This window comes from Prosthecobacter sp. (assembly GCF_046154365.1).
Lineage (GTDB): Bacteria > Verrucomicrobiota > Verrucomicrobiia > Verrucomicrobiales > Verrucomicrobiaceae > Prosthecobacter.
Map to the genome: position 1 here is coordinate 21,389 of NZ_JBJXFV010000167.1, position 23,024 is coordinate 44,412.

Annotated in this window: 22 protein-coding genes; 6 read left to right on the forward strand and 16 right to left on the reverse strand. The window is 61.7% G+C overall.

The window, feature by feature from the left end:
* Positions 1-21: 21 nt before the first annotated feature.
* The 3 genes from ACKVY0_RS21555 to ACKVY0_RS21565 all read right to left on the reverse strand — a co-directional run bounded on the left by ACKVY0_RS21555 (position 22) and on the right by ACKVY0_RS21565 (position 3,626).
* On the reverse strand, positions 22-2,148 hold the full coding sequence (locus ACKVY0_RS21555) for a spermidine synthase (protein ID WP_409216916.1): 2,127 nt from the start codon (positions 2,146-2,148) through the stop codon (positions 22-24).
* A gap of 86 nt (positions 2,149-2,234) precedes the next feature.
* On the reverse strand, positions 2,235-3,074 hold the full coding sequence (locus ACKVY0_RS21560; protein WP_409216917.1) for a hypothetical protein: 840 nt from the start codon (positions 3,072-3,074) through the stop codon (positions 2,235-2,237).
* 72 nt (positions 3,075-3,146) lie between these two features.
* Entirely contained in the window at positions 3,147-3,626 is a 480-nt protein-coding gene (locus ACKVY0_RS21565; RefSeq protein WP_409216918.1) for a YpsA SLOG family protein, read from the reverse strand.
* 309 nt (positions 3,627-3,935) lie between these two features.
* Here ACKVY0_RS21565 and ACKVY0_RS21570 point away from each other — a divergent pair, with 309 nt between their 5' ends.
* Genes ACKVY0_RS21570 through ACKVY0_RS21590 form a run of 5 tightly spaced genes read left to right on the forward strand, consistent with a single transcriptional unit; the run spans position 3,936 to position 8,343 of the window.
* Positions 3,936-5,495 (forward strand): DUF1549 domain-containing protein, encoded by a 1,560-nt coding sequence (locus tag ACKVY0_RS21570; RefSeq protein WP_409216919.1) that lies wholly within the window; start codon positions 3,936-3,938, stop codon positions 5,493-5,495.
* A 21-nt stretch (positions 5,496-5,516) separates the two neighbouring features.
* Positions 5,517-5,720, forward strand: a complete 204-nt coding sequence (locus ACKVY0_RS21575) for a hypothetical protein (protein WP_409216920.1) — start codon at positions 5,517-5,519, stop codon at positions 5,718-5,720.
* Complete coding sequence (locus ACKVY0_RS21580) at positions 5,710-6,030, forward strand: type II toxin-antitoxin system PemK/MazF family toxin (protein WP_409216921.1); 321 nt, start codon at positions 5,710-5,712, stop codon at positions 6,028-6,030. The genes ACKVY0_RS21575 and ACKVY0_RS21580 overlap by 11 nt, the downstream gene beginning before the upstream one ends.
* 40 nt (positions 6,031-6,070) lie before the next feature.
* Positions 6,071-7,330, forward strand: a complete 1,260-nt coding sequence (locus tag ACKVY0_RS21585; protein ID WP_409216922.1) for a DUF1501 domain-containing protein — start codon at positions 6,071-6,073, stop codon at positions 7,328-7,330.
* Complete coding sequence (locus tag ACKVY0_RS21590; protein ID WP_409216923.1) at positions 7,330-8,343, forward strand: WD40 repeat domain-containing protein; 1,014 nt, start codon at positions 7,330-7,332, stop codon at positions 8,341-8,343. Before ACKVY0_RS21585 ends, ACKVY0_RS21590 begins: the two co-directional genes overlap by 1 nt.
* Positions 8,344-8,348: 5 nt before the next feature.
* On the opposite strand, the gene ACKVY0_RS21595 is transcribed toward ACKVY0_RS21590, so the two are convergent.
* The 13 genes from ACKVY0_RS21595 to ACKVY0_RS21655 all read right to left on the reverse strand — a co-directional run bounded on the left by ACKVY0_RS21595 (position 8,349) and on the right by ACKVY0_RS21655 (position 22,343).
* The gene (locus ACKVY0_RS21595) at positions 8,349-10,184 is read right to left on the reverse strand and encodes a tetratricopeptide repeat protein (protein WP_409216924.1); all 1,836 of its coding nucleotides are present in this window, start codon (positions 10,182-10,184) and stop codon (positions 8,349-8,351) included.
* A 273-nt stretch (positions 10,185-10,457) separates the two neighbouring features.
* Positions 10,458-11,129: a response regulator gene (locus ACKVY0_RS21600; RefSeq protein WP_409216925.1), complete on the reverse strand. Its 672-nt coding sequence runs from the start codon at positions 11,127-11,129 to the stop codon at positions 10,458-10,460.
* Positions 11,122-12,228 carry an ATP-binding protein gene (locus tag ACKVY0_RS21605; protein ID WP_409216926.1) on the reverse strand — a complete coding sequence of 369 codons (1,107 nt, stop codon included), beginning with the start codon at positions 12,226-12,228 and terminating at the stop codon, positions 11,122-11,124. The genes ACKVY0_RS21600 and ACKVY0_RS21605 overlap by 8 nt, the downstream gene beginning before the upstream one ends.
* Positions 12,225-12,677 (reverse strand): sugar 3,4-ketoisomerase, encoded by a 453-nt coding sequence (locus ACKVY0_RS21610; protein WP_409216927.1) that lies wholly within the window; start codon positions 12,675-12,677, stop codon positions 12,225-12,227. Before ACKVY0_RS21610 ends, ACKVY0_RS21605 begins: the two co-directional genes overlap by 4 nt.
* Complete coding sequence (locus ACKVY0_RS21615; RefSeq protein WP_409216928.1) at positions 12,674-13,630, reverse strand: glycosyltransferase; 957 nt, start codon at positions 13,628-13,630, stop codon at positions 12,674-12,676. The genes ACKVY0_RS21610 and ACKVY0_RS21615 overlap by 4 nt, the downstream gene beginning before the upstream one ends.
* Positions 13,614-14,396 carry a class I SAM-dependent methyltransferase gene (locus ACKVY0_RS21620; protein WP_409216929.1) on the reverse strand — a complete coding sequence of 261 codons (783 nt, stop codon included), beginning with the start codon at positions 14,394-14,396 and terminating at the stop codon, positions 13,614-13,616. The genes ACKVY0_RS21615 and ACKVY0_RS21620 overlap by 17 nt, the downstream gene beginning before the upstream one ends.
* Complete coding sequence (locus ACKVY0_RS21625; protein ID WP_409216930.1) at positions 14,383-15,510, reverse strand: DegT/DnrJ/EryC1/StrS family aminotransferase; 1,128 nt, start codon at positions 15,508-15,510, stop codon at positions 14,383-14,385. Before ACKVY0_RS21625 ends, ACKVY0_RS21620 begins: the two co-directional genes overlap by 14 nt.
* A 73-nt stretch (positions 15,511-15,583) precedes the next feature.
* Positions 15,584-16,888 (reverse strand): DUF58 domain-containing protein, encoded by a 1,305-nt coding sequence (locus tag ACKVY0_RS21630; RefSeq protein ID WP_409216931.1) that lies wholly within the window; start codon positions 16,886-16,888, stop codon positions 15,584-15,586.
* 5 nt (positions 16,889-16,893) lie between these two features.
* Positions 16,894-17,895, reverse strand: a complete 1,002-nt coding sequence (locus ACKVY0_RS21635) for an AAA family ATPase (RefSeq protein ID WP_409216932.1) — start codon at positions 17,893-17,895, stop codon at positions 16,894-16,896.
* Positions 17,896-17,913: 18 nt separating this feature from the next.
* Positions 17,914-19,179, reverse strand: a complete 1,266-nt coding sequence (locus tag ACKVY0_RS21640) for a DUF4350 domain-containing protein (protein ID WP_409216933.1) — start codon at positions 19,177-19,179, stop codon at positions 17,914-17,916.
* Positions 19,176-20,603 carry a DUF4129 domain-containing protein gene (locus ACKVY0_RS21645; protein WP_409216934.1) on the reverse strand — a complete coding sequence of 476 codons (1,428 nt, stop codon included), beginning with the start codon at positions 20,601-20,603 and terminating at the stop codon, positions 19,176-19,178. The genes ACKVY0_RS21640 and ACKVY0_RS21645 overlap by 4 nt, the downstream gene beginning before the upstream one ends.
* 4 nt (positions 20,604-20,607) lie before the next feature.
* Entirely contained in the window at positions 20,608-21,579 is a 972-nt protein-coding gene (locus ACKVY0_RS21650) for a stage II sporulation protein M (protein WP_409216935.1), read from the reverse strand.
* Entirely contained in the window at positions 21,576-22,343 is a 768-nt protein-coding gene (locus ACKVY0_RS21655) for an RDD family protein (protein ID WP_409216936.1), read from the reverse strand. The genes ACKVY0_RS21650 and ACKVY0_RS21655 overlap by 4 nt, the downstream gene beginning before the upstream one ends.
* Positions 22,344-22,458: 115 nt before the next feature.
* On the opposite strand from ACKVY0_RS21655, the gene ACKVY0_RS21660 reads away from it, so the two are divergent.
* On the forward strand, positions 22,459-22,974 hold the full coding sequence (locus tag ACKVY0_RS21660; protein ID WP_409216937.1) for a DUF5362 family protein: 516 nt from the start codon (positions 22,459-22,461) through the stop codon (positions 22,972-22,974).
* Positions 22,975-23,024 lie beyond the last annotated feature (50 nt).

Genomic DNA, 23,024 nt, shown 5'->3' on the forward strand with positions numbered 1-23,024 from the left:
GGACACAACGCGGCGCACGGATCAATGCAAGTCCAGCACCTGAAACAAATCATGCCGGCGGTCGGTCCACACGGGCGGATTCAGGCGCTTCTCACGTTCCGCCTCCGCCGCAGGCAGCGGCGTGGGCGGGTGGGCGCGCAGGAAGGCGGTGTTGCGCGTGACGATGACATGATCGGTGCCGTAGTTGTCTCCCTTTTCCGTGGTGATGATGCGCGTGGTGCCGAGACCGAGAGCGGAGGCGATTTTTTCAACGACCGGGGCCAGGGACAGGTAGTGATTGCTGATCTGTGCAACGATGATGCCGTCCGGCTTGAGGTGGCGCAGGTAAATCTGCCACGCTTCCAGCGTGAGGAGATGCGCGGGCACGGAGTCGCCGCTGAAGGCGTCGAGCAAGAGCACGTCGAAGTTCTGCGGCGGCTCGCGTTCCAGCGCCAGGCGGCCGTCGGCGATGACGATCTCGATCTCCGCGCCGCGATCCTCGGCATCGCCGAGGTAGGTGAATTCGTTGGTGGCGATGCGCTCGACGTCGGGGTCGATCTCATAGAAACGGAACACATGGCCGAGGTGCGCATAGCAGGCCACGGTCCCGACTCCCAGGCCGACGACACCGACTCGCGCGTTCGTATAGCGCACGCTTTCCAGCGTCCGTCCGATGCCGGTATGGCCTCCGTAATAGGTTGCCGGAACCAGGTGCAGCGGGGCGCCCTGGTTCTGCATGCCGTGGGTGATGTTTCCGTGAATGAAACGGCGGAATTTCATGCGCAGGCCGCTGTCCCAGGCCTCCTCGACAGACATGGCGCCGTAAAAATTTCGCATGCGGAGGAGGCGCGGCTCGGTTTTGAAGCCGAGATGGAGCATGCAGGCGATCACCCCCGTGGCGGCGGGGATGAGACATAGGAGCGGCGCGCGTTTCAAACCACGCGCCAGCACGAAGGCGGCGAGAATGGCCGTGGCGACGAGCCCGCCGGGCCACTCGGCGAAAGTGGTGAAGCAACGCGGCGCGGCCAGGCTCACGAACAGGCCGCCCAGCGCGCCACCGGCGGAGATGCAGAGATAAAACTCCGTCAGCCGTCGTGGCGCGGGGCGCAGCCGCGTCAGTTCGCCATGACAGAGCATGCAGGCGAAGAACAACGCGCCGAAGGCCCAGGCGAGCTGCCAGAGGTAGTTCGGCGCGAGGCTGAGCTGCTCCGGCAGGGCGGGGAACCAGGCGTGAAGCTGCCTGCCGAGGGCGAGCCATGAGGTGTTTTTTTCCAAGGGTGCCTCCACACAGGCCAGGAGCGCCAGCAGCAGCGCGGGAGCGGCCCAGAGCGCCGGACGGCGCAGATACCAGCGCTCATGCTCAAAGCAGAAGATGAAGCTGAGCAGATACAGCGCGAGCGGCAGCACCCAGAGGAAGGGGATGACGGCCACGTTTTGACAGACGTGATTCGTCGCGGCCAGCAGCAGCGCGCAGGCCAGCGCGGGCAGCAGCAGCCAGAGCAGGCGCTGTCCGGGTTCCGGCGGCGTGTCCTCCACCGGCGCGGCGGCAGGGGCGGTCACGGCCTGAGCACGATCCCGCCACAAGCACCACAGCACTAGCACGGCGAAGACACCAAACGCGCCCGACCACACCCGCGCCTGCGTGAGCACCTCCCACAGCGGCTCAAACACGAAGGGATAGCTCAGCAGCGCGGCCAGGGAGCCGAAATTCGACAGCGCGTAGAGCCGCCACGGCTGCGCGCCGCCCGTGGCGCGGGTGAACCACACCTGCACCAGCGGCGCGGTGCTGGAGAGCACGAAGTACGGCAGCCCCACGCTCACCGCCAGCAGCGCGAGAATGCGCGGCACAGGATCGGCCCCGTCCACAGGCTTCCAGCTTGCGTCCGGTGCGAATGGCAGCAGCGCCAGCGCGGCCAGGATCAGCAGGCCATGCACCAGCCCCTGCCATCGCAGCGGCAGCCGCGTGAGCGCATGCGCGTAGGCATACCCGGCAAAGAGCACGACCTGGAAGAACAGCATGCACGTCGTCCACACCCCCGGACTGCCGCCGAACCACGGCAGGATGAATTTCCCGATGAGCGGCTGCACCTGGAACAGCAGAAACGCGCCGAGCAGGGCCGTCAGGCCGGGCACTAAACGAACGAGACGCGATGTCTGCACAGAGAACATGTTCGGAGATATGAAAACGCCTGTCCTTCGGAAGGAAGGACAGGCGCTGAGCTGTTTTGCGAAGGTTTGCTAGCGTGAAGCAGGACTCACGGTATAAACTCCTTCTTCTTCGTCGTCGTCGTGGGCTTGTTCGGGTTCTGACCGGCGGCCTGGCCGGTGCTCTGGAAGATGCCGCTGAGCGGATTGATCGGGTCGTCTTCGCGGTGACGGCGTTTCAAATTCTTATCCTTGCCGAAGTAGTAGCGCAGGCCGCCCGTCAACTGATAGAAATCGCCATCCCCAAGGCCACCGACGCCGAAGACGGAGAGTCCTGCGACCGGTGTCTGGTATTCTACCGTCAGGTCGTAAAAGTTGCGGTTGAGACGATTGGTGTAGTCGAAGCGCACCATCAGGTCGTCCACCGGGTAAACAGCGGCGTAGAGATTGGCCAGCACGAAATTATCGTGATTGTTGGTGCGGGGGATGAAGGAGGAGTTGATGCCGTTCTTGTCAACGTGGTCAAAACCGACGAACGCGCCCACGGAAACCTTCTCAAAGTACAACTCACCTTCCACGGCTGCGGCGAGGTTGTCCATGGAGCTTCCGCTTTTGATGCCGCCAATAAAGACGCCCAGGAGGCCGATGTCCGGCTTGCGGGTGAAGAAGTGGCCGCCCAGTCCATAGAAGTCATCTTCAGCGGCATGCTGGTACATTGAGTCAAACTGGATGCCCCAGGACTCCGCCACCGGAATGGAAAGGCTGGCCGCAACGCCACGACTGTAAGAGTCATTCACAGAGCCGTAATTGCTTTCGATCTTGCCGTTGATCGCCGAGACGGCGTCATTGGCATGAGATTGGATGAGCAGAAGAGCGCCGCCTGCGAGTGTCAGGCAGGTCAGAAGCCACGGAGAGGCGGAACCGGAGTTTTTGGATGTTGTGTTTTTCATGACAGCGTCCCTTTTCAGCAAGCCCCCCTCCAAAGTCGAGGCAAAAATTCGCTTCGCTGTTTTTTTTGCTCATCAATCCGGCCGCCGCTCCAGGATGACCTTGGCCTTCTCCAGTTCGGCGGTGATCCAGGCGCTGATGCCCGCTTCATCGGCCTCCAACGAACCGGTGAGGTGCAGCCGGCGCGCGTAGTACTTGTCCAGGAAGGCCACAAACTTCTCCGACACGCCGAGAATGCCGCGGTGCAGGTGAATGACCGGCTTTTTCTGCTTCTTCGCATAGCTAACGGCCTTCTGCGCCGCGCCTGCCGCCTTTGGGGCCAGCGTGAAGACGACGGTGGCGTCCGAGTCACGCACATTGAACTCCACGCTCTCCAGCACATTCTCCGTCGGCGTTTCCTTGAGCTTGTAGGGCAGCACGCTGCCGTCGTCGTCCTTCAGGCCGCCCAGCGGGCACCAGCCGCCATGCGGCAGTTCAGATTTGATAGCCCAGTCGAGGGCGGAACGGTTCGCACCCTTTTGGGCGGCGGTGATGATGACGAGTTTAAGGGCCATGGCGTCCCTGAGAAGAATGCAGGACGGCGCATGCGGCAAGCACGAAGTCACATTCGTTGGCAGGGCGGGCGTCGGGTAAGGCACTTGGTCCCCAAGCGCCATTCTCCCACCAGCAGTGTGTTCGTGATGAGGTGCTGCGACTCGTCACCGAATGGCTGAAATCACTATCCAAGGCGGCACCGGAACCACCCTGAAGGCTTCACCCAACGACCTGCCCGAACTCCTGTGGCGGGATGAACCAATGCGGTATTCTTCCGACTTCGAACAGTCCGATTGCAATAGGCCAGAGCGATCCGCCGTATCGGCTGCATGCAACGCACGATCGTTTGTCTGCTGGTTCTGACCGCCACCGCTTGGGCGGATGAGGCGGCGCTTGCGCCGAGAATCGACACTTTGCTGTTCGCGAAGGCTGCAAAGCCAGCTCAAGCCGATGACGCGGAGTTTCTGCGCCGCGTGTGGCTCGACTTTGACGGTGGCATTCCGATAGCAGATGAAGTGCGAACTTTCCTGGCGGACAAAACGACGGACAAGCGCACGCGATTGATCGACCAGCTCATCACGGCACCACGCTTCGCGGTGCGGATGGCGGATGCGTTTAACGTGATGCTCATGGAGCGCCGGGGCGAGAACGAAGCGTGGAAGACATGGCTGGTGGAGAGTTTCAAGACGAACAAGCCGTGGGACGTGATGGTGCGCGAGATGCTGGCGCCGGATTTTCTCAATGAGCAGCAGCGCGGGGCCGGTTACTTCATCACGCGGCGGCTGGAGAAGGTGGGGCAGCAGGACACGGACTATCCAGGGCTCACGCGTGATGTCGGCCGCATGTTCATGGGCATCGACTTGCAGTGCTGCCAGTGCCACCGGCATCTCAGCGTCAGTGATTACAAGCAGATCGACTTCAGCGGCCTCTACGCCGTCTATCAGAACCTCAAACTACAAACTGCCGACGACAAACACAAGACGCCGTGGGTCAGCGAGGGCCTCATCGCCGCCAAATACGACTTCGTCTCCGTCCTCACCGACAAGAAGGCCCAAACCGCCCCACGCATCCCGTTTGGTGAGGAAGTCATGATCCCTGCCGCCACTGGCGACGACGCCTGGCTCGTCAAACCCGACCGCAAAACCAAGGAAGTAGGCCAGCCGAAGTTCAGCCCGCTGCGTGAGATCGCGCAACGGGTGCCAGCGCCGGAGAACGCGCTGTTCGCCAAAAACATCGCCAACCGCGTGTGGTTCCTGCTCATTGGCAAGGGCATCGTTGAGCCGCTCGATCTGCATCACACCGAGAATCCACCGTCGCATCCCCAACTGCTCGATCTGCTCGCCAAAGAACTCACCGCGCATCATTTCGACCTGCGCTGGCTCATTCGCGAAATCGCCCTCACGCAGACCTACCAGCGCTCCGGTGCTCATCAACGCCATCTCACCGCCGAGCAGCAGCTCCGCGCCTTCCTCATCGCCACTGGTGAACGTGAACGGCTCGAAAAGAACCCCAAGCCCGATGTGAAGGTCGATGCGCTCAAATACAGCCTCGCCGACTTCGAAAAAGCCTTCGCCGCCGCGCTGGCGAATCCCGCGAAGGAACCCGAACTCGTCGCCAATCCCTCACTGCGCAGCGCCCTGTTCCTCCGCAACAGCGACCACGTCCAATGGGCGCTGAAGCCGCGTGCAGGCAATCTGATCGGCCGCCTCGCTAAACAAACTGATCCAGCGGACGAGCTATACCTGACGCTGCTCACTCGTTTGCCTGATGCGGAAGAACGAACACAACTACAGTCATGGCTCACCGCTCATGCCACCGACAAATCGAAAGCATTGGGCGACTACGCCTGGGCCTTGCTCAGCTCGACCGAGTTCTTTGTGAATCATTGACACTCATGCTATGATCTTCCCATGAGCACCGTGGCCGACATTACCTCCGCCTTGAGCCAGCTCGACATCCAGGGGCTTCTGGAAGTCGAGGGCAGGCTGCATTCGCTGCAACGCGAGAAATCAACCGGTGTCATCTTCGATGATGACTATGGCGTATGGACCATGGAAGACCAGGCCAGCGCCGCTGCAGAGGCGTTTGCCGTTCTCGACGCCGATGAAGCCTGAGCCTCTGCGCGGCGAAGTCTGGCTGGCAGACTTGGGCATGGCGGCCAAAGTCAGGCCAGTTCTGATTGTCAGCGCATCTCTGGAGCCGGATGACTATGCGCTCATCATGGTCATTCCGCATACGACCTCATCCCATCCCTCCAGACACAGCGTTGCGCTGGCGGCGCATGGTCTGAAGGAGGGATCGTTCAATCTGCAAGGCATGCTTGCCGTGCCATTGGCGAAGTTCATCCGCCGCATGTCAGTGCTCACTTCGGTACAGATGCGGGACATTGATCAAGCATTGAAGAAGTGGCTGTGCCTGGAATGAGTTCTGACAAATCGAGTGTTGCTTGGCCGTAGTGGTGGTCATGTCATCACCGCTCTGCACTCCACGCGATCACACCTTCTCCCGCCGGGCCTTTCTCGGCGGCGGGCTGGGCTTGCTGGCATCGCCGGTGTTCGCGGAGGCGATGAAGCAGCGGGACAAGCAGGTGCTGTTTGTGTGGCTGGATGGCGGGATGTCGCAGCTTGAAACGTGGGATCCGAAGCCAAACACGGAGTTCGGCGGGCCGTTTCGCAGCATTCCGACTTCGGTGCCGGGCGTGCATTTTTGTGAGCTGATGCCGAAGCTGGCGAAGCAGATGCACAAGCTCTGCGTGGTGCGCAGCATGTGTACCAAAGACAATGCGCACTCCTCCGGCGTGGATCGCATTCAGCGCGGTGATCCGAAAAATCGTGGCGTGCCGTATCCGCACTTCGGCGCAGGCGTGGCGAAGCTGCTGGGGCCGGGAACGAGCGGGCTGCCGCCGTATGTGTGGATCAAACCGGGCAGCGGCGGCTTCAAGGCGGAGGATGCAGGCTTTCTCGGGCCGAAATACGGCTCCCTGGCCTTTGGCGACGGCAAACCGCCGGACAATCTGCTGCGTCATCCCGACATCAGCGCTGATCAAGACACGGCGCGCAATGAGTTGCGGCAGATGCTGGATCAACGCTTTGCGAAGCAGCGTGAGAAGCGCGTCGTGGAGGCGAATGCCTCTGTATTCGACATGGCGGAGAAGTTGATGGCGCGTGCGGACATCTTCGACACCACCAAGCTGCCAGAACGTGATCGTGAGCGCTACGGCCGCAGTGATTTGGGCCAGCACATGCTGGTGGCGCGGCAGATGCTGGAAGCGGGCGTGCGTTTCGTCAAAGTGACGAGCTACGGCTGGGACACGCATGGCGATAACTTCAACGCGCATGCCACGATGGTGCCGAAGTTTGACCAGGCCTTCAGCGCCATCCTGGAAGACCTGGAAGCGAGCGGACTGCTCAAGACGACGCTGGTCATCTGCCTGAGCGAATTTGGCCGCACACCTCGCATCAACGGACATGTGGGCCGCGATCACTGGCCGGAGGCCTGGAGCATTGCGATGGCGGGTCACGGCGTGAAGCACGGCATGGTCGTCGGTGAGACGAATGAGCGCGGCACCGAGGTGAAATCGCAGCCGCATGACATCGGCGCGGCGTTTCACACTTGGTATCGCGCGCTGGGCATCGACCCGATGAAGACGGAGTTCGACAACGCCGGGCAGCCGCTGCCCATCGCGCACGATGACATGCTGCCGATCAAGGAGGCCCTGGCGTGATGAAACTGGAACCCAAACAGATCACCGAGTTCAAATCTGAACGCCAGATCACGGCGGCGCGGTTCAGCCATGATGGCAGCGTGCTCGCAGCGGTGGGTTATGAGCCGACAGTGCGGCGCTGGCAGTTTGATGGCAAAACATTGACGCCTTTGCCTTCGCTGAACGGTTTTCACGGCTACAGCACCGCCATCGCGTTTCATCCCAAACTGCCGCATGTGTTCAGCGCGGACTCCTGGGGCCAATTGCGCTGTTCGGAGGCCGAAAAAACTCTCTGGCAGCATGAATCAGCTCATGATGGCTGGTTGCGGCAGATTGCCGTTTCGCCGGATGGCAGCCGCATCGTCACCTGCGGCAAGGATGGTTTCGTGCGCGTATGGAATGCCACCGACGGCAAGAAACTGGCCGAGCATCAGGTGGGCGAGGATGTCTATGCCGTGACGATGGGTGACAGCATCACCTTCGGCGACATGCGGGGCCGCATTGAGTCGTGGGACATCGATTTCAAGAAAAAACAGCGCTCGTTCGATGCCGCCGTGCTCTACAAACTCGACCGCATCCAGGATCTCGGCGGTCTGCGCGTGCTGCTGTTCATCGACGGCGGCAAAACATTGCTCGCCGCTGGCACCACGCCGCAAAACGGTGCGACACCGCAGAGCATCCCGACGATTCTGTTCTTCGACACGGCCAGCGGCAAGCTGACCAAGACCGTGACGCATGGCACGAACAAGGAAGGTTACGTTCACGATCTGGTGCAGCACCCCACTGGCTGCCTGATGGCCGTGACTTCTGGCTCACCCGGCAGCGGCCTGCTGTTCCTGCTCGATCCGGCGGAGAAGGAGGCGTTTCACGAGAACAAGAAGATGGCGAACTGCCACGCCCTGGCGCTGCACCCGGACGGCAAGCACTTCGTTGTCACCTCCACCAATCGCGACAGCAACGGCAACGGCAAATCACTGGCCAAAGACGGCCAGTACAAGACCAACACCTCGCCGCTGCATTTGTTTGAGGTGTGAGGCGGTCATTGCAACCGTAGGCGGGCTGCCGCACTGCCCGTATTGGCCGCCATGGCGTTTTCGGCGGCCTTGATAAAGGCCTGTAGTTGCGCATCCGCAGGCTGAATGCCGGCGGCGGCCTGAAAGTGAGCCAGTGCACGCTGTGGCAGGCCGGTTTGGAGATAGACCAATCCAAGTGCCTTCCGCGCCTGGATGTTATCAGGAACGGCGGCCAGGATATTGGTGAAAGTGGTGATGGCCTCATCATACCTGCCGACGCCAGCGAGACCAATGCCCAGAGTGAACGCCACCGGCAGCTTGGTGGCGGCCGTCTGGTCCATTTGAATGAGCTGCTGGGTGGTATCGAGCGATTCCTTGGGGCGGTTGAGCCGGAGTAGTGAATTGGAGAGGTTGAGCAAGCCGTTTTGAAACCGTGGTTCGATCTTGAGGGCCGCACGAAAGCAAGCCACCGCCTTCTCCTCATTGCCACCCGCCGAATAGACCGCTCCCAGGTTGCCCCAGGTGCGATATTTGCCGGGGCTTTTCGCCACAGTGTCCTCCCACAGGCTTTCCCGCGTGCTCCACACCTTGTTCCGCGCACAGGTGGCCCAGGAGAGCGCACCCACACACAGCACGGCGGCGGCAGGCACCAGCACCTTTGCCCAACTGGAACGGAGGTTTGCGCTGCGCAGCCGGTCCAGCAGACATGCCACGAGGACAAAAATGCCGATGGAAGGCAGGTAGGAGCGATGTTCCGCCATCAGATCCGGCAGCGGCACCAGGCCGGAGGACGGCGACACGGTGATGAAGAACCAAAGGGTGAATGCGAAGCCCAGGGCGAAACGCACATCGCCACGAAAACGCCGGAACAAACACCACGCGGCGGCGATCAGCCCCGTCAGCACGCCCAGCGCCACCAGCACCGGCCCCTGCCAGAGGGATTCATACTTCGGCCAGGCGGGGTCCAGGTTCAAACCGGCGGGCCAGAACAACTGCCGCAGGTAGTGCGCCACCACCGTCAATTCAGTCACGATGTAGTGCCAGTGGTTCAGGGGGGTGTGCCTGTCGTTCACGATGTTGATCGAGGCCTCCCAGTTGAAGGCGCCGCCATGCTGTGCCGCAGCGGTGAGAATCACCAGCGCCGGAATGAGCGGCGCGCACAGCAGCAGCGGCAGCGCCCTGACGACGGCTAGACGCAGCCGTGATCCAACCACCAGCCAGTCCAGCAGCACCGCCAGGAACGGCACGGTGAAACTTTCTTCCTTCGTCTGCATGGCCAGCAGCATGGCCACCACGGCGGCGGAGCGCAGCAGCCACAGGCCCAGGCGTGACCGTGCTGAGAGGGAGGTGAAATGCAGCCAGAGCGCCAGCAGGGAGAACAGCACCGCCAACGAGGTGAAGCGCTGGATGATGTAGGTCACGGACTCGATGGCGAGCGGATGGGCGGCAAAGATCAGCGCGGCGGTGGCCGCAATGAACAGCACCGAGCCGCGCTTCAAATCACCGGCGGCGGAACGCCTGAGCAGGCTGTTCAGCAGCGCGTAGATCAGCAGCGAGTTCAGCGCATGGATGACGATGTTCACCACGCGGAACCAGCGCGGTTTGAAGCCATCCATGAGGTAGTTCAGATAAAAGCTCGCGTAGGCGACCGGGCGCAGGATGAAATTCACCGCTAGGTCGGGGTCATTACCTGCCTTCGCCGGGCTGTTGGCGAACTGCTCAAAATGCGCTGGGTAACCAAAACTTTTCACGTCCAGGAAGACGGGGTTTTGGGTCAGGTAGGCGTGGTCGTCGAAGACCATGGGAAAATCCGCCGTCCAGGCATACAGGCCCGCGCACAGGGCCATCAGCAGGGTCGCCACGGCCGCATGAGTCCAACGCCCGCCAGCAGTGCGGCCCCCCGACGGCTCTACGGTCGCACTGGAATCTTCCAGGAGCACCGGGGGAACCGCTGGCGGCGCACTGGCGCAGTGCGTTCGTGGTTGGTTGTTTCGGCGTGCTTGGCGGTGGCGTTTCGACATGGCTTGGAAATGGCTTGTTTGAACAACGGCATTCTGCCCTGAAACCGGTCCGTCTGGCAAAGGACAAGCCGTGTCATGCCTTGCGCTACACGCTCCCGAACTCGCCAAACGGCGTCATGCGCCATGCTCGCGCACCCACTGGCCGGCGCGCAGGTACAGCTCGGCGGCGCTGCGCAGTTGCAGCTTGTCCTTGATGCGTGCGCGGTAGGTTTCCACGGTGGAGTCCCCCAAGTTCAGCGACTGGGCGATCTCATGCGTGCTCTTGCCACGGCCCAGCAGTTGAAACACCTCCAGCTCACGATCCGCGAGTGTTTCCATGCCGGCGAATTCGATGGGCGTGCGTTTTTGCGTCAGGCGGTCGAGCAGTTTTGCCGTCATCTGCCTGCTGGCATACACCTCGCCCTTCATCACCATGCGGATGGCTTTCACGACCTCGGTGGAGGCCTCGTTTTTGGTGATGTAACCCTTGGCGCCAGCACGCAGGGCACGCTCGGCATACAGTTCCTCATCGTGCATCGAAAGCACGAGCACGTTCAGGGGCAACCCCTGCGCCTTGATGTCCTTGAGCAGTTCCAGGCCGCTGGAGCCGCGCAGAGTGATGTCCACAATGGCGATGTCCGGCTGCTTCTCATGAATCAGCCGCATGGCATCGCGGATGTTGTCCGCCTCGCCGCAGACGGACATGCCGAGATCGCGGTTGATGAGCTGGCCTAGGTGCTCACGGAACATGGGATGGTCTTCCACGAGCAGGACTTTGCAGCCTTTGTTGGTTTTTGTTTCAGCCATGAGTGTGCGCCTCCTCCAGTTGAGTTTGTACCGGCAGCCGGCAGCGTACCGTGGTGCCGCCGCCGGCGCGGGGTTTAATTTCCAGCACGGCTCCCAAGGCCTGGGCGCGGTAGCGCATGGTCCGCAGCCCCATGCCCTCACCTGCATCAGGACTTCGGTCCGTCATGCCGGTACCGTCGTCCTCCACGCGCAGTTCTAGCTCACTGCCCGTGAGTTGCAGGCTGATGACGATCTGTCGGGCGCTGCTGTGGCGCACGGCATTCGCCACCGCCTCCTGGGCGATGCGGTAGAGGTGCATGGATGCCTCAGGATTGTCCAACTGTGCTTCGATGCCTTCTTTGACTTCAATGGCCACGCCGGTGAGCTGGCTCGTCATCCGTGCCAGATCGGCCAGTGCGGCGGCCAGTCCGCTGCGGTCCACATGCACCGGAAAAATGCCACGGGCCAGATTGCGCGCCTCCAGCACCGCCTGCTGGATGGATGCCTCGATCATGACGGCATCACGCACCGCCGGTACGGCCAGCGCCTGCAACTCCTCCGCCAGCAGGCGTGCAGCGCAGCCGATGGCCGCCAACTGCTGGCACAGGCCGTCATGCAGATCCTGGCCGATGCGCTGCTGCTCGTATTCGCTGACGCTGACGATGTCCTGCTCGAGTTGCCGTCGTTCCTCCAGCATCTGAATCCGCGCCGCATCCGCTTCCTGCCTGCTGCGCACCGCCGTCACCGCAAAGACCACGACGCAGAAGTAGAACACCCGGTTGACCAACGCCCAGGCATAGCCCATCTGCGTATCATAGGGATGCGTGCTCTTGTTGGCGAACCACCAGACCACTCCCGAAAGCAGTGCAATGAGCAGTCCCGCCCGGCTGCCCGACCACCACACCGCCAGGAAGATCGGCAGGGCGTAAAAGATGAACAAGCTCACCTCCCAGCCGGTGTCATAGTCCAGCCAGCCCATGAGCAGCGCCAACAGCAGCGGCAGCACCAATGCCAGCCATGCAGGCTGGCGGCGCATCACAGTCGTCACCGAGCTCCAGCCGCTCGTCGGAGCCATGCTCAGCTCCGGCGCAAACAAGGCGGTGCGGGTGTTGGATTTCATACGCTGCTTTTACCATCTTTTACGGCGGCCAGGAAGTCCCTGTAATCACGGATGTAATCCTCCGGCTCATACGGACGTGACGCCAGCACCATCAGCACGGAGTCGTGTGAATGTAGATGCGCCGTGGCCCACACCAGCGGCGGCACCAGCACGCCGAAGGTCGGACGGTTTAGGCAGAATTCTTCGCAGTTTTCACCGTCATCGACGCGGAGATGGCACTCGCCATGCGTGCAGACGAGAAATTGAGCACACCTGCGGTGCGCGTGTTCTCCACGCGTCTGCTCGCTCGGGATCGCATAGGTCAGGAAGTAGCGCTGCGGGATGAAGGGCAGATCGCTGCCAAAGTCTCCCACGGTCAGATGGCCGCGCACCCGATCCACCACATGGCGCATCTCATACCGGCGCACGCCACGCACGGAGCAGGTCTCGCTGGTCGTTTCGTGGATCATGCCGCCCGCCTTTCATGCTGAATGACCGTGCGCACCAGGGATTGCGGCTTGCCCGACACGGTCAGAAACGCCCGTCCGACATACTCGCCGATGATGCCCAGCATCAGCAGTTGAGCGCCGCTGAACACAGCCAGCGCCCCCATCAGCGACCCCCAGCCAATCTGCCGCTGGCCGACGAAAATCGTTTCAATCACCACCTCGGCCAGAATTACCGCCCCCAGCGCACACAGCACGACGCCGAGCACGCTCGCCAGCCGCAGAGGCATGACGCTGAAGTCAAACAGCAGGCTCAAGGCCAGCCGGATCAGCTTGCGCGGCGTGTAGCCGCTGTTGCCGCTCGCACGCGCCGCATGTTCGACGACCAGCGTTTCGATGCGGTTCGTGGCACCGAGGATCAAACCGTCGATGTAGGGATAGGGACCGCGATACATGACGATGCGCTCGATCAACTCACGCCGCAGCGCCCGGAAACTGGAAAGATACAGCTCACGCGGCTTGCCCAGCAGCAAGGTGGCGCAGCGGTTCGCCAGCCAGCTCGCCGCATTGCGCCGCCTGGAATGTTTTTTGTCCGCGTAACGCGAATACACCACCTCCGCGTCGGATGCGCGCAGGTGCTGTAGCAGTTTGAGTGCTTCGCTCAGCGGATTTTGCAGATCGTCATCCAGATTCACCACGAAACGACCACGCGACCGGCGGTAGCCCTCCAGCACTGCCGCATGCTCGCCAAAATTCCGCGCCAGCGCCACCAGCGTCACCGGTGCCGGGAAATCACGCAGCAGTTCGCCTGCGCGCATGAAGGTGCCATCCGTGCTGCCATCATCCACCAGTACCAGTTCCCATGACTCCTCGATCTGCATGGCGCGAAAGGCCTCCAGCAGCAGCGGCAGCGCGCTGCCGGTGTTGTGCAGCGGTACCACAAAACTCACCTCGGGATGTTCAGCATCCGCCGCCATCACCGTGCCCTCCTGATGGGGAATTCATTCTGCGCGCCACGGCGAAGACGGAAGATCCCAACGGGAGGCGTAGGACGCGGCACAGCCACGCATCCAGCCTGCCAGCACCTGCCAGTGACCGGTTCAGCCACGTCGGCGGCAGTTTCACGTCTGAGACACTGCCATCTGCATGCTTCATGCGCACACGGCTCCAGCGCCGCCACACGAGCAGCGGCAGAAACAGCCAAGCGTTCCAGTAGTGAATCATTTCGACGTGAAGATTATGAGGTTCGAGCAATGGCCGCATGTGACTCGCCTTGTAGCGCCTGACACCACAAACCGCCGCATCATGCGCTCCGCGCAGACCGGCAAAGGCAGGCAGATTCAGCACCAGCAGGCCGCCTGGCCGCAGCACGCGGCTCATTTCGGCCAGCGCTCGATCTTCATCGACGCCAGCATGATACAGCACGTCCAGACTGAGCACGGCGTCAAACGCCCCGTCTTCAAACGGCAACTCATGCACCGTGCCATTGCGCACGCCGGCCAAACCACGCTGCTGGCAATGCCACACCGCCTGCTCCGAAGCATCGATGCCTGCCGCATCGAGATCCTGCATGCGCTCACGCAAAAACACCAGCATACCGCCGGTGCCGCAGCCCGCATCCAGCACCTGGGCATGCGCTGGCAGCCCTCCGGCCAGTGCGCGCAGCACCAGCCCGTGTAGCACCGCATACCACCAGTGGCGGTCCTCCACGGCCCGCAGCGTGTCATATTCAGCAGCTTGCATGATTCAGACGTTCGATGGCATCACACACGGCAGCGACAGCAGCCTCATGCAAATACGGATGCAGCGGCAGTGCCACGATCGCCGCCGCCGCCCTCTCGGCTTCCGGCAGCGCTATGTCGGCGTGAAAAGCTGGCTGGCGATGCAACGGCACCGGAGAAGACACCGCCGCCGGAATCCCCGCTGCATGCAGATGCTGCGTCAGCGCATCCCGCCTCTCACAACGCACCACATATTGATGAAAGGCATGCTCGCAGCCTTCCCGCACGCTCGGCGGCGTCACGCTGCCGCTGGCGCTCAGCCGTGCCTCATACATCGCTGCCAGTCTTCTCCTCTGATAAACACTTTGCCCCAAGGTGGACAGCTTCACCCGCAGCACTGCTGCCTGCAGTTCATCGAGCCGGCTGTTCACGCCCGTCATCTCGCTGACATAACGCCGCCGCCAGCCATACTGACGGATCAACCGCAGACGTTCCGCGAGATCGTCATCATCCGTCGCCACAGCGCCCGCATCGCCGATGGCACCGAGATTCTTCGTCGGGTAAAAACTGAACGCCGCCGCCGTGCCGAGCGCTCCGGTCATGCGACCATGCCAGGTCGCGCCATGAGCCTGCGCGCAGTCTTCCAGCAGCAGGATGCCGTGCTCATCCGCCACCTGCTGCAAGTTTGCCCAGTCCGCCGGATGGCCATAAAGATGCACCACCAGCGCCGCTTTCACGCCCCGCCCGGCGGGCGAACGCAGCACCGCATCCAGCGACTCCGGGCAAAGCGTGAACGTGTCCGCCTCAATGTCTGCGAACACCGGCTTCGCACCGCTGCGTGCCACACCCGCCGCCACCGCTGAAGGTGCATGGGAGGGCACGATCACCTTGCTGCCTCCACCGATCTCCAGCGCCCGCAGCATCACTTCAATGGCATCTGTGCCGCTCGCCACACCGACGACATGCTTCACACCGAGAAACGCGGCAAACTCGCTCTCAAAAGCGGCCACTTCCTCTCCCAGGATGTAGCTGCCGCTATCGAGAACACGCCGGATTGCTGCCGCCAGCTCCGCCTGATGCTGTCGCTGATCTTCGAGCGGAAACGGCGGAAACAAAGAATGGGTAGGCCAGAGCATGAGGCTACTGTCATTCTCCCCACCCCATCCGTTGTCGCAAATAACGCCACACGTAGCGCCGCCCGCCACAGCATCATAGCAGCCCGCCGGCTTTTACATCGAGATACTTGTTCGCCAGCGCCACGGGCAGCATCTGGGCGGATTCATCGACGGTCAGCACGCGCTTTGAGCGCAGAGACTCTAGCAGGTGGCGGCGTTCGGTGAAGTAGTGGGTCAGCGCGCCGTATTGCAGCGCATCGTGGAGGTGGTCGATGGGAGCCTCGGCACGTTGTTCGAGTTCCTGCTCGCGCAAGGTGGCAGCGAGAACCAGATGGCGGCGCTGCATGGCGCTGACGGCGGATGCAAGCGTCGCGCCGTCCTCGCTGCGCAGGTTGGTGAGCAGGATCACCAATGCGCGGCGGCGTTGCAGGGTCATCACGCGTTCGGCGGCCTCGATGAAATCGCTCGGTTCGCCACTGGCCTCGTAGTTGTAGAGATGATTGAGGATCTTCGGCATGCTGTGAGCGCCTTTGACCGGCGGCAGCCAGCGTTGCACGCCACCGAAGCCCACGACGCCGACTTCATCGCCCTGACGCAGTGCAATGAAGGCAATCAAGAGCATCGCGTTCAAGCAGTGGTCGAACTGACTCAGGCCGCCATCGAGCGCACGCATACGGCGGCCGCAGTCGGGCACGAGAAGGATGGTTTGATTGCGCGTCTCTTCGTAATCACGGCTGACGAGCGTGGAGCGCCGCGAAGTGGCCTTCCAGTCGATGCGCGAGAGCACATCGCCGTCCTGGTAGTCGCGCAATTGATGGAAATCGAGCGAAGCGCCCATGCGGCGGCGTTTGACGATGCCCATGGTCTCAACGCGGTTCGCCATTGCCAGCATGGCGAAGCGCACGACCGGTTCGTAGTTCGGGTAGGCCTTCGTCTGGCTCTCGCCCGCGACGAAATGTCGATTGCGCCACAGTCCGAGCAATGAATCCGCCAGTACATGCGCCGGAGTGAACGCATGTTGGCCCCGACGCACGAAGCGCGCTTCATACGTGATTGCCGCGAACTCACCCGGTGGCACGCTGACCTGATGCGGCAGTCCTTCGGCCTCCGCAGCGGTAGGAATGCCGTCGAACACCTCCAACGCCAGCGGGCGGTTCGCCGCATGCGTGATGGTCACAGTCACCTGCGATTTGACGCCAAGGGCAAAGCGTCCCGGAACAGAGCGCTTGCCCGTGATGCGACCACGACGCGGCAACGTGAATACATCCACCAGCATCACGAACAGCAGCAGTCCGCCGGTGATCTGCCATAGAATGACGAACGAAACCCACACACACGCCGCCACCGCCAGCACGAGCCAGGCGGTGAGCAGTTTGAGCAGCAGGGCGGTCGGACGCATGGAAATCAGACGCGAGGGGCCTCCACGGTCTTGAGCAATGAGGTCAGCATGTCATCCACGGATTGTCCGCTGATGGCGATTTCGGGTGCGAGCTGCACGCGATGACGCAGCACCGGCAGCACGGCGCGTTTCACATCGGCAGGCGTGATGTAGCCACGGCCTTCGAGCAATGCATACGACTTCGCGACGCGCACGAGGCTGATGGCACCACGCGTGCCGGCACCGAGCGAGATGGCGCTGTGCTGGCGGGTCGCACGCACGATGCTCACGGCGTAATCAACGACCGGCTCGACCGCCTGCACCGCCGCCGCTTCTTCTTGAGCCGCGAGAATGTCTTCCGGGCTGCAAATTTGCGGAACAGATGATGTCGAAAGGCCGCCGCCTGACGCACGCGAGGACACGGCCTTCACAATCCACGTTTCGTTCACCACATCAGGGTAGTCGATGAGCACCTTGAGCAGGAAGCGGTCAAGCTGTGCCTCGGGCAGCGGATAGGTGCCTTCCTGCTCGATGGGATTCTGCGTGGCGAAGGTCATGAACGGCGGCGCGAGCTTGTGGCTCTCGCCATCAATCGTGACCTGCGTTTCCTGCATCACTTCGAGCAGCGCGGACTGCGTTTTGGCCGGGGCGCGGTTGATTTCATCTGCCAGCAGTAGATTGGCAAACACCGGACCACGCCGTACGCGGAAGGTGCTGCTGCTCATGTCAAACAGCGTGTGGCCACAGACATCGGAGGGCATCAAATCAGGCGTGAACTGGATGCGGCGGAAGCTGCCACCAAACGTGTGCGAGAGCGCGAGCACGAGATGAGTTTTACCGAGGCCCGGCTTGCCTTCGAGCAGCACATGCCCGCCGGCCAGCAACGCCGCGAGCACTTGATGCAGCACTTCCGGCTGTCCGACGAAAACCTGCCCGACGGCAGCATAGATCTGCTGGAAGATCGCCGTGCTTTTCGGCGGTGCGGGTGGCGCATAAGCGCTGGGCATGTCAGTAGGGATCGGGTTCATGGAGGTGTGGAGGATGATTTAAAGAGCGCGGCGGATGGCCTGGAGATCGCGCATGAGAGTGACGAAGTTGTGGCCGCTCTCGGGTGGGATCACATCAAAGGCGGCGGCGATGCGTTTTTCAGGCAGGCCAGTGCGTCGGGCGATTTCGGCGGCGAGAAGATCGTTCATGTGGCGACTGCCATCGTCGAGCGAGCGATGACGTTCGCGTACTCGCTCCCACACGGCTTCGCGTGCGGCAGTCACCAGCATGCCGCCACGACGCATGCGCCAGAAGAATTCGCCCAACGCGCCGATGTGGCTGGCGAAGTGCCGCGTGGAATCGAGTTCGACCTCGGCCAGCGGACCAAAGCGCGGCATCTGCTGCCAAAGCCAGAAGATCAGGCACACCGCCAATGCCACGAGCGCCATCCAGCCATGCTGCCACAGCAAGGTCAGGAAACTGCCCGCTGAACTGGCGACAAACAGCACCTCTTTAGAGCCATGCTCGCCGACCAGTGCCGACAACCAACGCGCATGATCGCGTTCACCGATCCAACGATTGCGAAACGGCCGCGCATGCGCCAGCAACGTGATCTTGCCCATGCCGTGCTGCAAATGCAGCGCCAGCGCTTCATCCTTCGGTCCGGCGGCGAATTCACCGGCACGCAATGAGCGCTTGAGGATCAAATGCTGGTAGCCGCCGAGGCTGAGCTGATAGGTTTTGCTGTTCCACTTCACTTCCTGCACCGATTCGAGCCAGGAATCATCGTCTTCTTCGTCATCGGTCTTTTTCTTCTTCGGCTCAGCTTTTTTATCACCGTCTGGAGCAGACTTGTTCAGCATGTCCTTGGCGAATTCCGCCAGTTCTTCTTTGGGCAGACGTTTCGCCGCGCTGACACCAAGTTGATCCAGAATCGGGTCTTTTTCCTCCTCCAACAGCAACGAGGAAATGAACGTGCCGAACTGCGTGTCGAAGTCATTGTAGGCCCGCGCACCATCGAGGCAGTAGATGAGATGGCCGCCGCTGAAGGTCCAGCGCAGCAGTTGCTTCGCACGACCATCGGGCAGGCCGTTTTCACCGGAGATGAGGATGACGCTGTCGTGCGATGGCAGCTTGGTGAGCGATTTTGCACCGTGCGCGTTGTGGCCGAGTTCCTTGAGCAGCAGCTCGGCGGCGAGAAACGGATTTACCCGCGCCTTACCACGATAGCCGAGCGTCTTTTCATAATCCTCCCAGTGCCCGTCGCAGCCGCAAAGCGCTAGCGAGGTGAGCAGCACCATGACAATGCGAAGGCTGAGCTTCATGCCGCGCCTCCTTTCTCCACGAAGGGCCATTGATCGCAGAGCGCGTTCATCTCTGCGTTGGAAACCGGCAACACCGCATACGCGACCTGCACCCAGGCTCCGGTGAGCTGGCGGAAGTAGGCGGCCTCCACTTGCTGTCCGGCGCCAACGACATGCATGAGGCAATCTTCCTCGGTGTCGCTGTCGGTGATGGGAACACGACGACGCGTGACCAGCCATGACAACGAGCCGCGATAAAGCAGGCTGAGCGCTTCTTTGACATCGCCCGCAGCCCAGGCGGCGCGTGCGGCGGCGACAATGTCATCAGGCAGGCTCTCTCGCGTGATGTTCATGCCCATGAGCACGTTCGGCACCTGCACCTTCGTTTTGCTGACGCCACGCGAGATGAAGATATGGCGGTTCTTCACCAGATAAACAACCAGCCACGTCACAAGTCCGGCCACGAGCAGCCAGAACAGCCATTGGGTGATGCTGCCAACAGTGGTGAGATACGGGCTCTCGCTATCATCCTCTTTGTTTTCGGGGAAGTCCGGCTTCCAACGCTGGGTCTTGACCTTGTGAATCTCGAATTCAGGATCTTTGAGCACCTCAGTCACGACTTTGGCAGCATCATCACCCGCAGCGGCCTGCACCGATGGCTGCATGCCAAAAACAAACAGCATGGCGATCACGAGTGCCGCAGCAGCAGTCAGTCGCGTGGCCATGCGGCGGAAGGCCAGCTCCACATCCCAGCCTTCGAGTTGTGTGCGGCTGTTCAGATACAAAGCGAAGCCGGCACCGACATAAAACGGCTCAATCAACGTGACGATGACCATGTGACAGCCCGCACCCCACCAGAGGAAGCCGGCGGGAATGGTGTTTTCAAAATCGAAGGCCTGGAAGATGCCAAACCAGTCGGGCGTGGCCGCTTCAGGCAGCAAGTCATACGTTCCCAGCATCAAGCCGAGCCAGAGGAACAACTCGATGGTGGAAAACGCAAACGTCAGCGATGCGCCGGAGCCGCCGCCTTCCATCGCGAGGGTTTTGACACGCTGATTTGCCGCCGCACCGCGCAGCCCTTCCAGCAACTGCGCTGGCAGCGCGAAGCTGCGAATGAACGACAGCCGCCGCCACAGCAATGCGGGCAGAAAATTCGTGAACATCAGCCGGGGCCAGGCCCGCCACGTTTCAGCAAAGCCGGGACGCACGCCAAACGCGGCACGGCTGAGGAAAAACAACGGCACGCGATCATACAGCGGCTTCAACCACCACACGACGAGCGGAATCCACACCGGCATGTCACGGAAGATCCAGCAGACCACGACCCACAGCGGCAGCACCGTGCTCGCCCACAAACCGAGGAGCCGGCCAAAATCACGCCGCACCATCGCACAGCCGAGATCAGCGGCTTCCCATGGCTGACGCGGGCGTAATGTGACGGTCATGTCCTCAAGCCGCATGCGCCTGCCCCCTTCCGCTGAAAAACAGGAACGCCGCCAGCAGCAGCCAGTTGATCGCGCCAAACGTGTACTTGATCACAGGTGCAAAATTTTGCGCGGACCAGAAGCCTTCGATCACCGCCGCGATGCAGGTCAATGTGGCCGCGCCGATGAGCAGCGGCAGCGCTTTGCGCCCTGCGAGCACAAGCGCTGCATGACGCTCGAGTCTTCCTGGACGCAGCACGGACAGGCCCAGCCGCATGCCCGCCATCGCCGAGATCACGAGGCCCGTCAGCTCGGGTGCGGAGTGACCGGCCACAAAAGAGTACAGCGTCTGCGGATTGCCCGAGTAGTGAACATAGCCCGCCACGGCACCGAGGAAGAGTGAGTTGAACAGCAGTGCCGCGAGCGAACCCACACCGCCGAGCATGCCCCCGGCGAAGGTTTTGAAATTGATGCTGACGTTGTTCCAGATGTAAAAGCAGAACATCGCGAAGTTGGAGCCGAACTTGTCGCGCATGAACTCACCAGGCGAGCTGTCCTCGCCATACATGCCTTCGATCTGCGCCATGCCGTCCGGCCCGAGCAGCGCCATCGACCACTCGGGATGGGAAGGGGTGAATGCAGCCATCACGACGGCAGGCACATAGAACAAGGCCGTACACCACCAGAACAGTTTTGCTTCCGTGCGCACGCCTTGCGGGAACTCCACCAGTAGCAGCCGCACAAACGACTCCCAGCCACCCGTGCTGCGGCGCTCCAGCACACGATAGCCGCGAATCGCCAGTGCATTGAGCCGCTGCGTGAGCCGCTGCGGGCTCATGCGATGCTGCGCCACGCTGAGATCATGGCAGACTTGGCGGAACGTCGCGGGCAGTTCGTCCACATTCACGGTGGGCTGCGACTTTTCCGCTTCGGTCAGCAGTTGCTCCAGCTTCTGCCAGCGGGGTTCGATCTGTTTTTCAAACTGGGCGGGAGTCATGAGCGGAACAATGGCGCTCCTTTCAGCGGTGGCGGCGTGCCGCGTTTGTCTTCCGGCTCCTGCAGCCACAGCGCCATGCCGCAAAGATTGCGCAATCCTTCCATCCCCGGCGCCTGTGTCAGCGGCTCCGCCAGCGTGGCCAGCTCGATGCGGCGTTCATCTGCCCACAGCGGGGCGCGTTCCATGAACTGCAACAGCGCCGCCTGCTCCTCACGCGTGAGCACCTGCGACGGCGCACGACGTTGCGCACGCACCTCGACATTCGGCGTGCTGGCTGGCGGTGGATCGGCATAAGTGACGACCGTGTCGGCCACCAGATCGCCCAAACGCTGAAAACGTTTCGTGAAGAGCATGCACACGATGCCGGCAAGGTAGAAGGCGGGCATGAAATCGACCACGCGCAAAAAATTGCGCATGACCGCCTGCGCCAGCGATACCGGGCCGCCGGTCACGCTCATCACCCGCAGTCCCATGCGCCGCTGCCCCGGCGTGGCACCACGCGGCCCAGCCTCGAAGAACACATTGTAAAACCACTCCATCAAAAACACGAAGATCATCATCAGGCCGCCGGTCAGCTCGGCACCAATGGCACTCATCAGGAGAAACACGGCCGCCAGCCCCACGACGATGTAAATGACGATGCGTAGCAGCAGATCCATCGTGTAGGCCATGCTGCGCACCGCCGGGCCTGCCACGCGGAGCTGGATCTCCACGCCGTCCGCGAGTTCGACTGATTGCAAGGTGTCCGCTCGTGCTGCCGCCATTGATGAGCATTGAAGCGGTGGCATTTGCCTTTGACAACCACCGATTTTTTTTCGTAGCCTGCGTTAATGCCGGATAAAATGCCCGGCGGTCGATTCAATACTCACTCATCCCGTTATGGAAGCCAATCCCTACTCCTCCCCCTCCGCCAACCTCTACGGTGCCGCCAGCGGCGCAGGTGCAGATGCCGTTTCACCCGGAACGATCGCCCAACTCGCCGGCACAAAGCCGTGGGTGCGGTTCTTGTCGGTGCTGATGTGGATCATGAGTGCCCTGATGATCCTGGCCACCTGCATCATGCTGTTCATCTCCGCCTCCGGCGTGATGAAGTCGAGTGGCAACACCGCCTTCAGTGCCGGAATACTGGTCGGAACGGCCCTGTATTATGGCGTGCTTTCCTTTGTGGTGATCTATCCGGCCCTCAAACTCGGGAAATATGCCAGCAGCATTGACAAACTGATGGCGTCACGATCCACGGCCGATCTCGATGCCGCCCTGACCGAACAACGCCGCTATTGGAAATTTAACGGCATCCTCATCATTGTGATGCTCTGCTTTGTCATCATTGGTGTCATTGGCATGCTGGCATTTGGTTTCACGGCCTTCAAATCAGGCATGACCCTCCCGCATTGAAGCATCTGCTTCTGGATTCTGCTGGAAGGCTGCGATAGGCTCCGCCCCGC

What these genes read in the sequence shown, in the direction of transcription:
- ACKVY0_RS21635 (WP_409216932.1), bottom strand. Translation starts at nt 17,895, where the DNA reads ATGAACCCGATCCCTACTGACATGCCCAGCGCTTATGCGCCACCCGCA.
- ACKVY0_RS21580 (WP_409216921.1), top strand. Translation starts at nt 5,710, where the DNA reads ATGAAGCCTGAGCCTCTGCGCGGCGAAGTCTGGCTGGCAGACTTGGGC.
- ACKVY0_RS21650 (WP_409216935.1), bottom strand. Translation starts at nt 21,579, where the DNA reads ATGACTCCCGCCCAGTTTGAAAAACAGATCGAACCCCGCTGGCAGAAG.
- ACKVY0_RS21605 (WP_409216926.1), bottom strand. Translation starts at nt 12,228, where the DNA reads ATGAAATCCAACACCCGCACCGCCTTGTTTGCGCCGGAGCTGAGCATG.
- ACKVY0_RS21620 (WP_409216929.1), bottom strand. Translation starts at nt 14,396, where the DNA reads ATGCAAGCTGCTGAATATGACACGCTGCGGGCCGTGGAGGACCGCCAC.
- ACKVY0_RS21645 (WP_409216934.1), bottom strand. Translation starts at nt 20,603, where the DNA reads ATGACCGTCACATTACGCCCGCGTCAGCCATGGGAAGCCGCTGATCTC.
- ACKVY0_RS21565 (WP_409216918.1), bottom strand. Translation starts at nt 3,626, where the DNA reads ATGGCCCTTAAACTCGTCATCATCACCGCCGCCCAAAAGGGTGCGAAC.
- ACKVY0_RS21600 (WP_409216925.1), bottom strand. Translation starts at nt 11,129, where the DNA reads ATGGCTGAAACAAAAACCAACAAAGGCTGCAAAGTCCTGCTCGTGGAA.
- ACKVY0_RS21630 (WP_409216931.1), bottom strand. Translation starts at nt 16,888, where the DNA reads ATGCGTCCGACCGCCCTGCTGCTCAAACTGCTCACCGCCTGGCTCGTG.
- ACKVY0_RS21610 (WP_409216927.1), bottom strand. Translation starts at nt 12,677, where the DNA reads ATGATCCACGAAACGACCAGCGAGACCTGCTCCGTGCGTGGCGTGCGC.
- ACKVY0_RS21640 (WP_409216933.1), bottom strand. Translation starts at nt 19,179, where the DNA reads ATGAAGCTCAGCCTTCGCATTGTCATGGTGCTGCTCACCTCGCTAGCG.
- ACKVY0_RS21660 (WP_409216937.1), top strand. Translation starts at nt 22,459, where the DNA reads ATGGAAGCCAATCCCTACTCCTCCCCCTCCGCCAACCTCTACGGTGCC.
- ACKVY0_RS21655 (WP_409216936.1), bottom strand. Translation starts at nt 22,343, where the DNA reads ATGGCGGCAGCACGAGCGGACACCTTGCAATCAGTCGAACTCGCGGAC.
- ACKVY0_RS21590 (WP_409216923.1), top strand. Translation starts at nt 7,330, where the DNA reads ATGAAACTGGAACCCAAACAGATCACCGAGTTCAAATCTGAACGCCAG.
- ACKVY0_RS21615 (WP_409216928.1), bottom strand. Translation starts at nt 13,630, where the DNA reads ATGGCGGCGGATGCTGAACATCCCGAGGTGAGTTTTGTGGTACCGCTG.
- ACKVY0_RS21575 (WP_409216920.1), top strand. Translation starts at nt 5,517, where the DNA reads ATGAGCACCGTGGCCGACATTACCTCCGCCTTGAGCCAGCTCGACATC.
- ACKVY0_RS21585 (WP_409216922.1), top strand. Translation starts at nt 6,071, where the DNA reads ATGTCATCACCGCTCTGCACTCCACGCGATCACACCTTCTCCCGCCGG.
- ACKVY0_RS21570 (WP_409216919.1), top strand. Translation starts at nt 3,936, where the DNA reads ATGCAACGCACGATCGTTTGTCTGCTGGTTCTGACCGCCACCGCTTGG.
- ACKVY0_RS21560 (WP_409216917.1), bottom strand. Translation starts at nt 3,074, where the DNA reads ATGAAAAACACAACATCCAAAAACTCCGGTTCCGCCTCTCCGTGGCTT.
- ACKVY0_RS21625 (WP_409216930.1), bottom strand. Translation starts at nt 15,510, where the DNA reads ATGCTCTGGCCTACCCATTCTTTGTTTCCGCCGTTTCCGCTCGAAGAT.
- ACKVY0_RS21555 (WP_409216916.1), bottom strand. Translation starts at nt 2,148, where the DNA reads ATGTTCTCTGTGCAGACATCGCGTCTCGTTCGTTTAGTGCCCGGCCTG.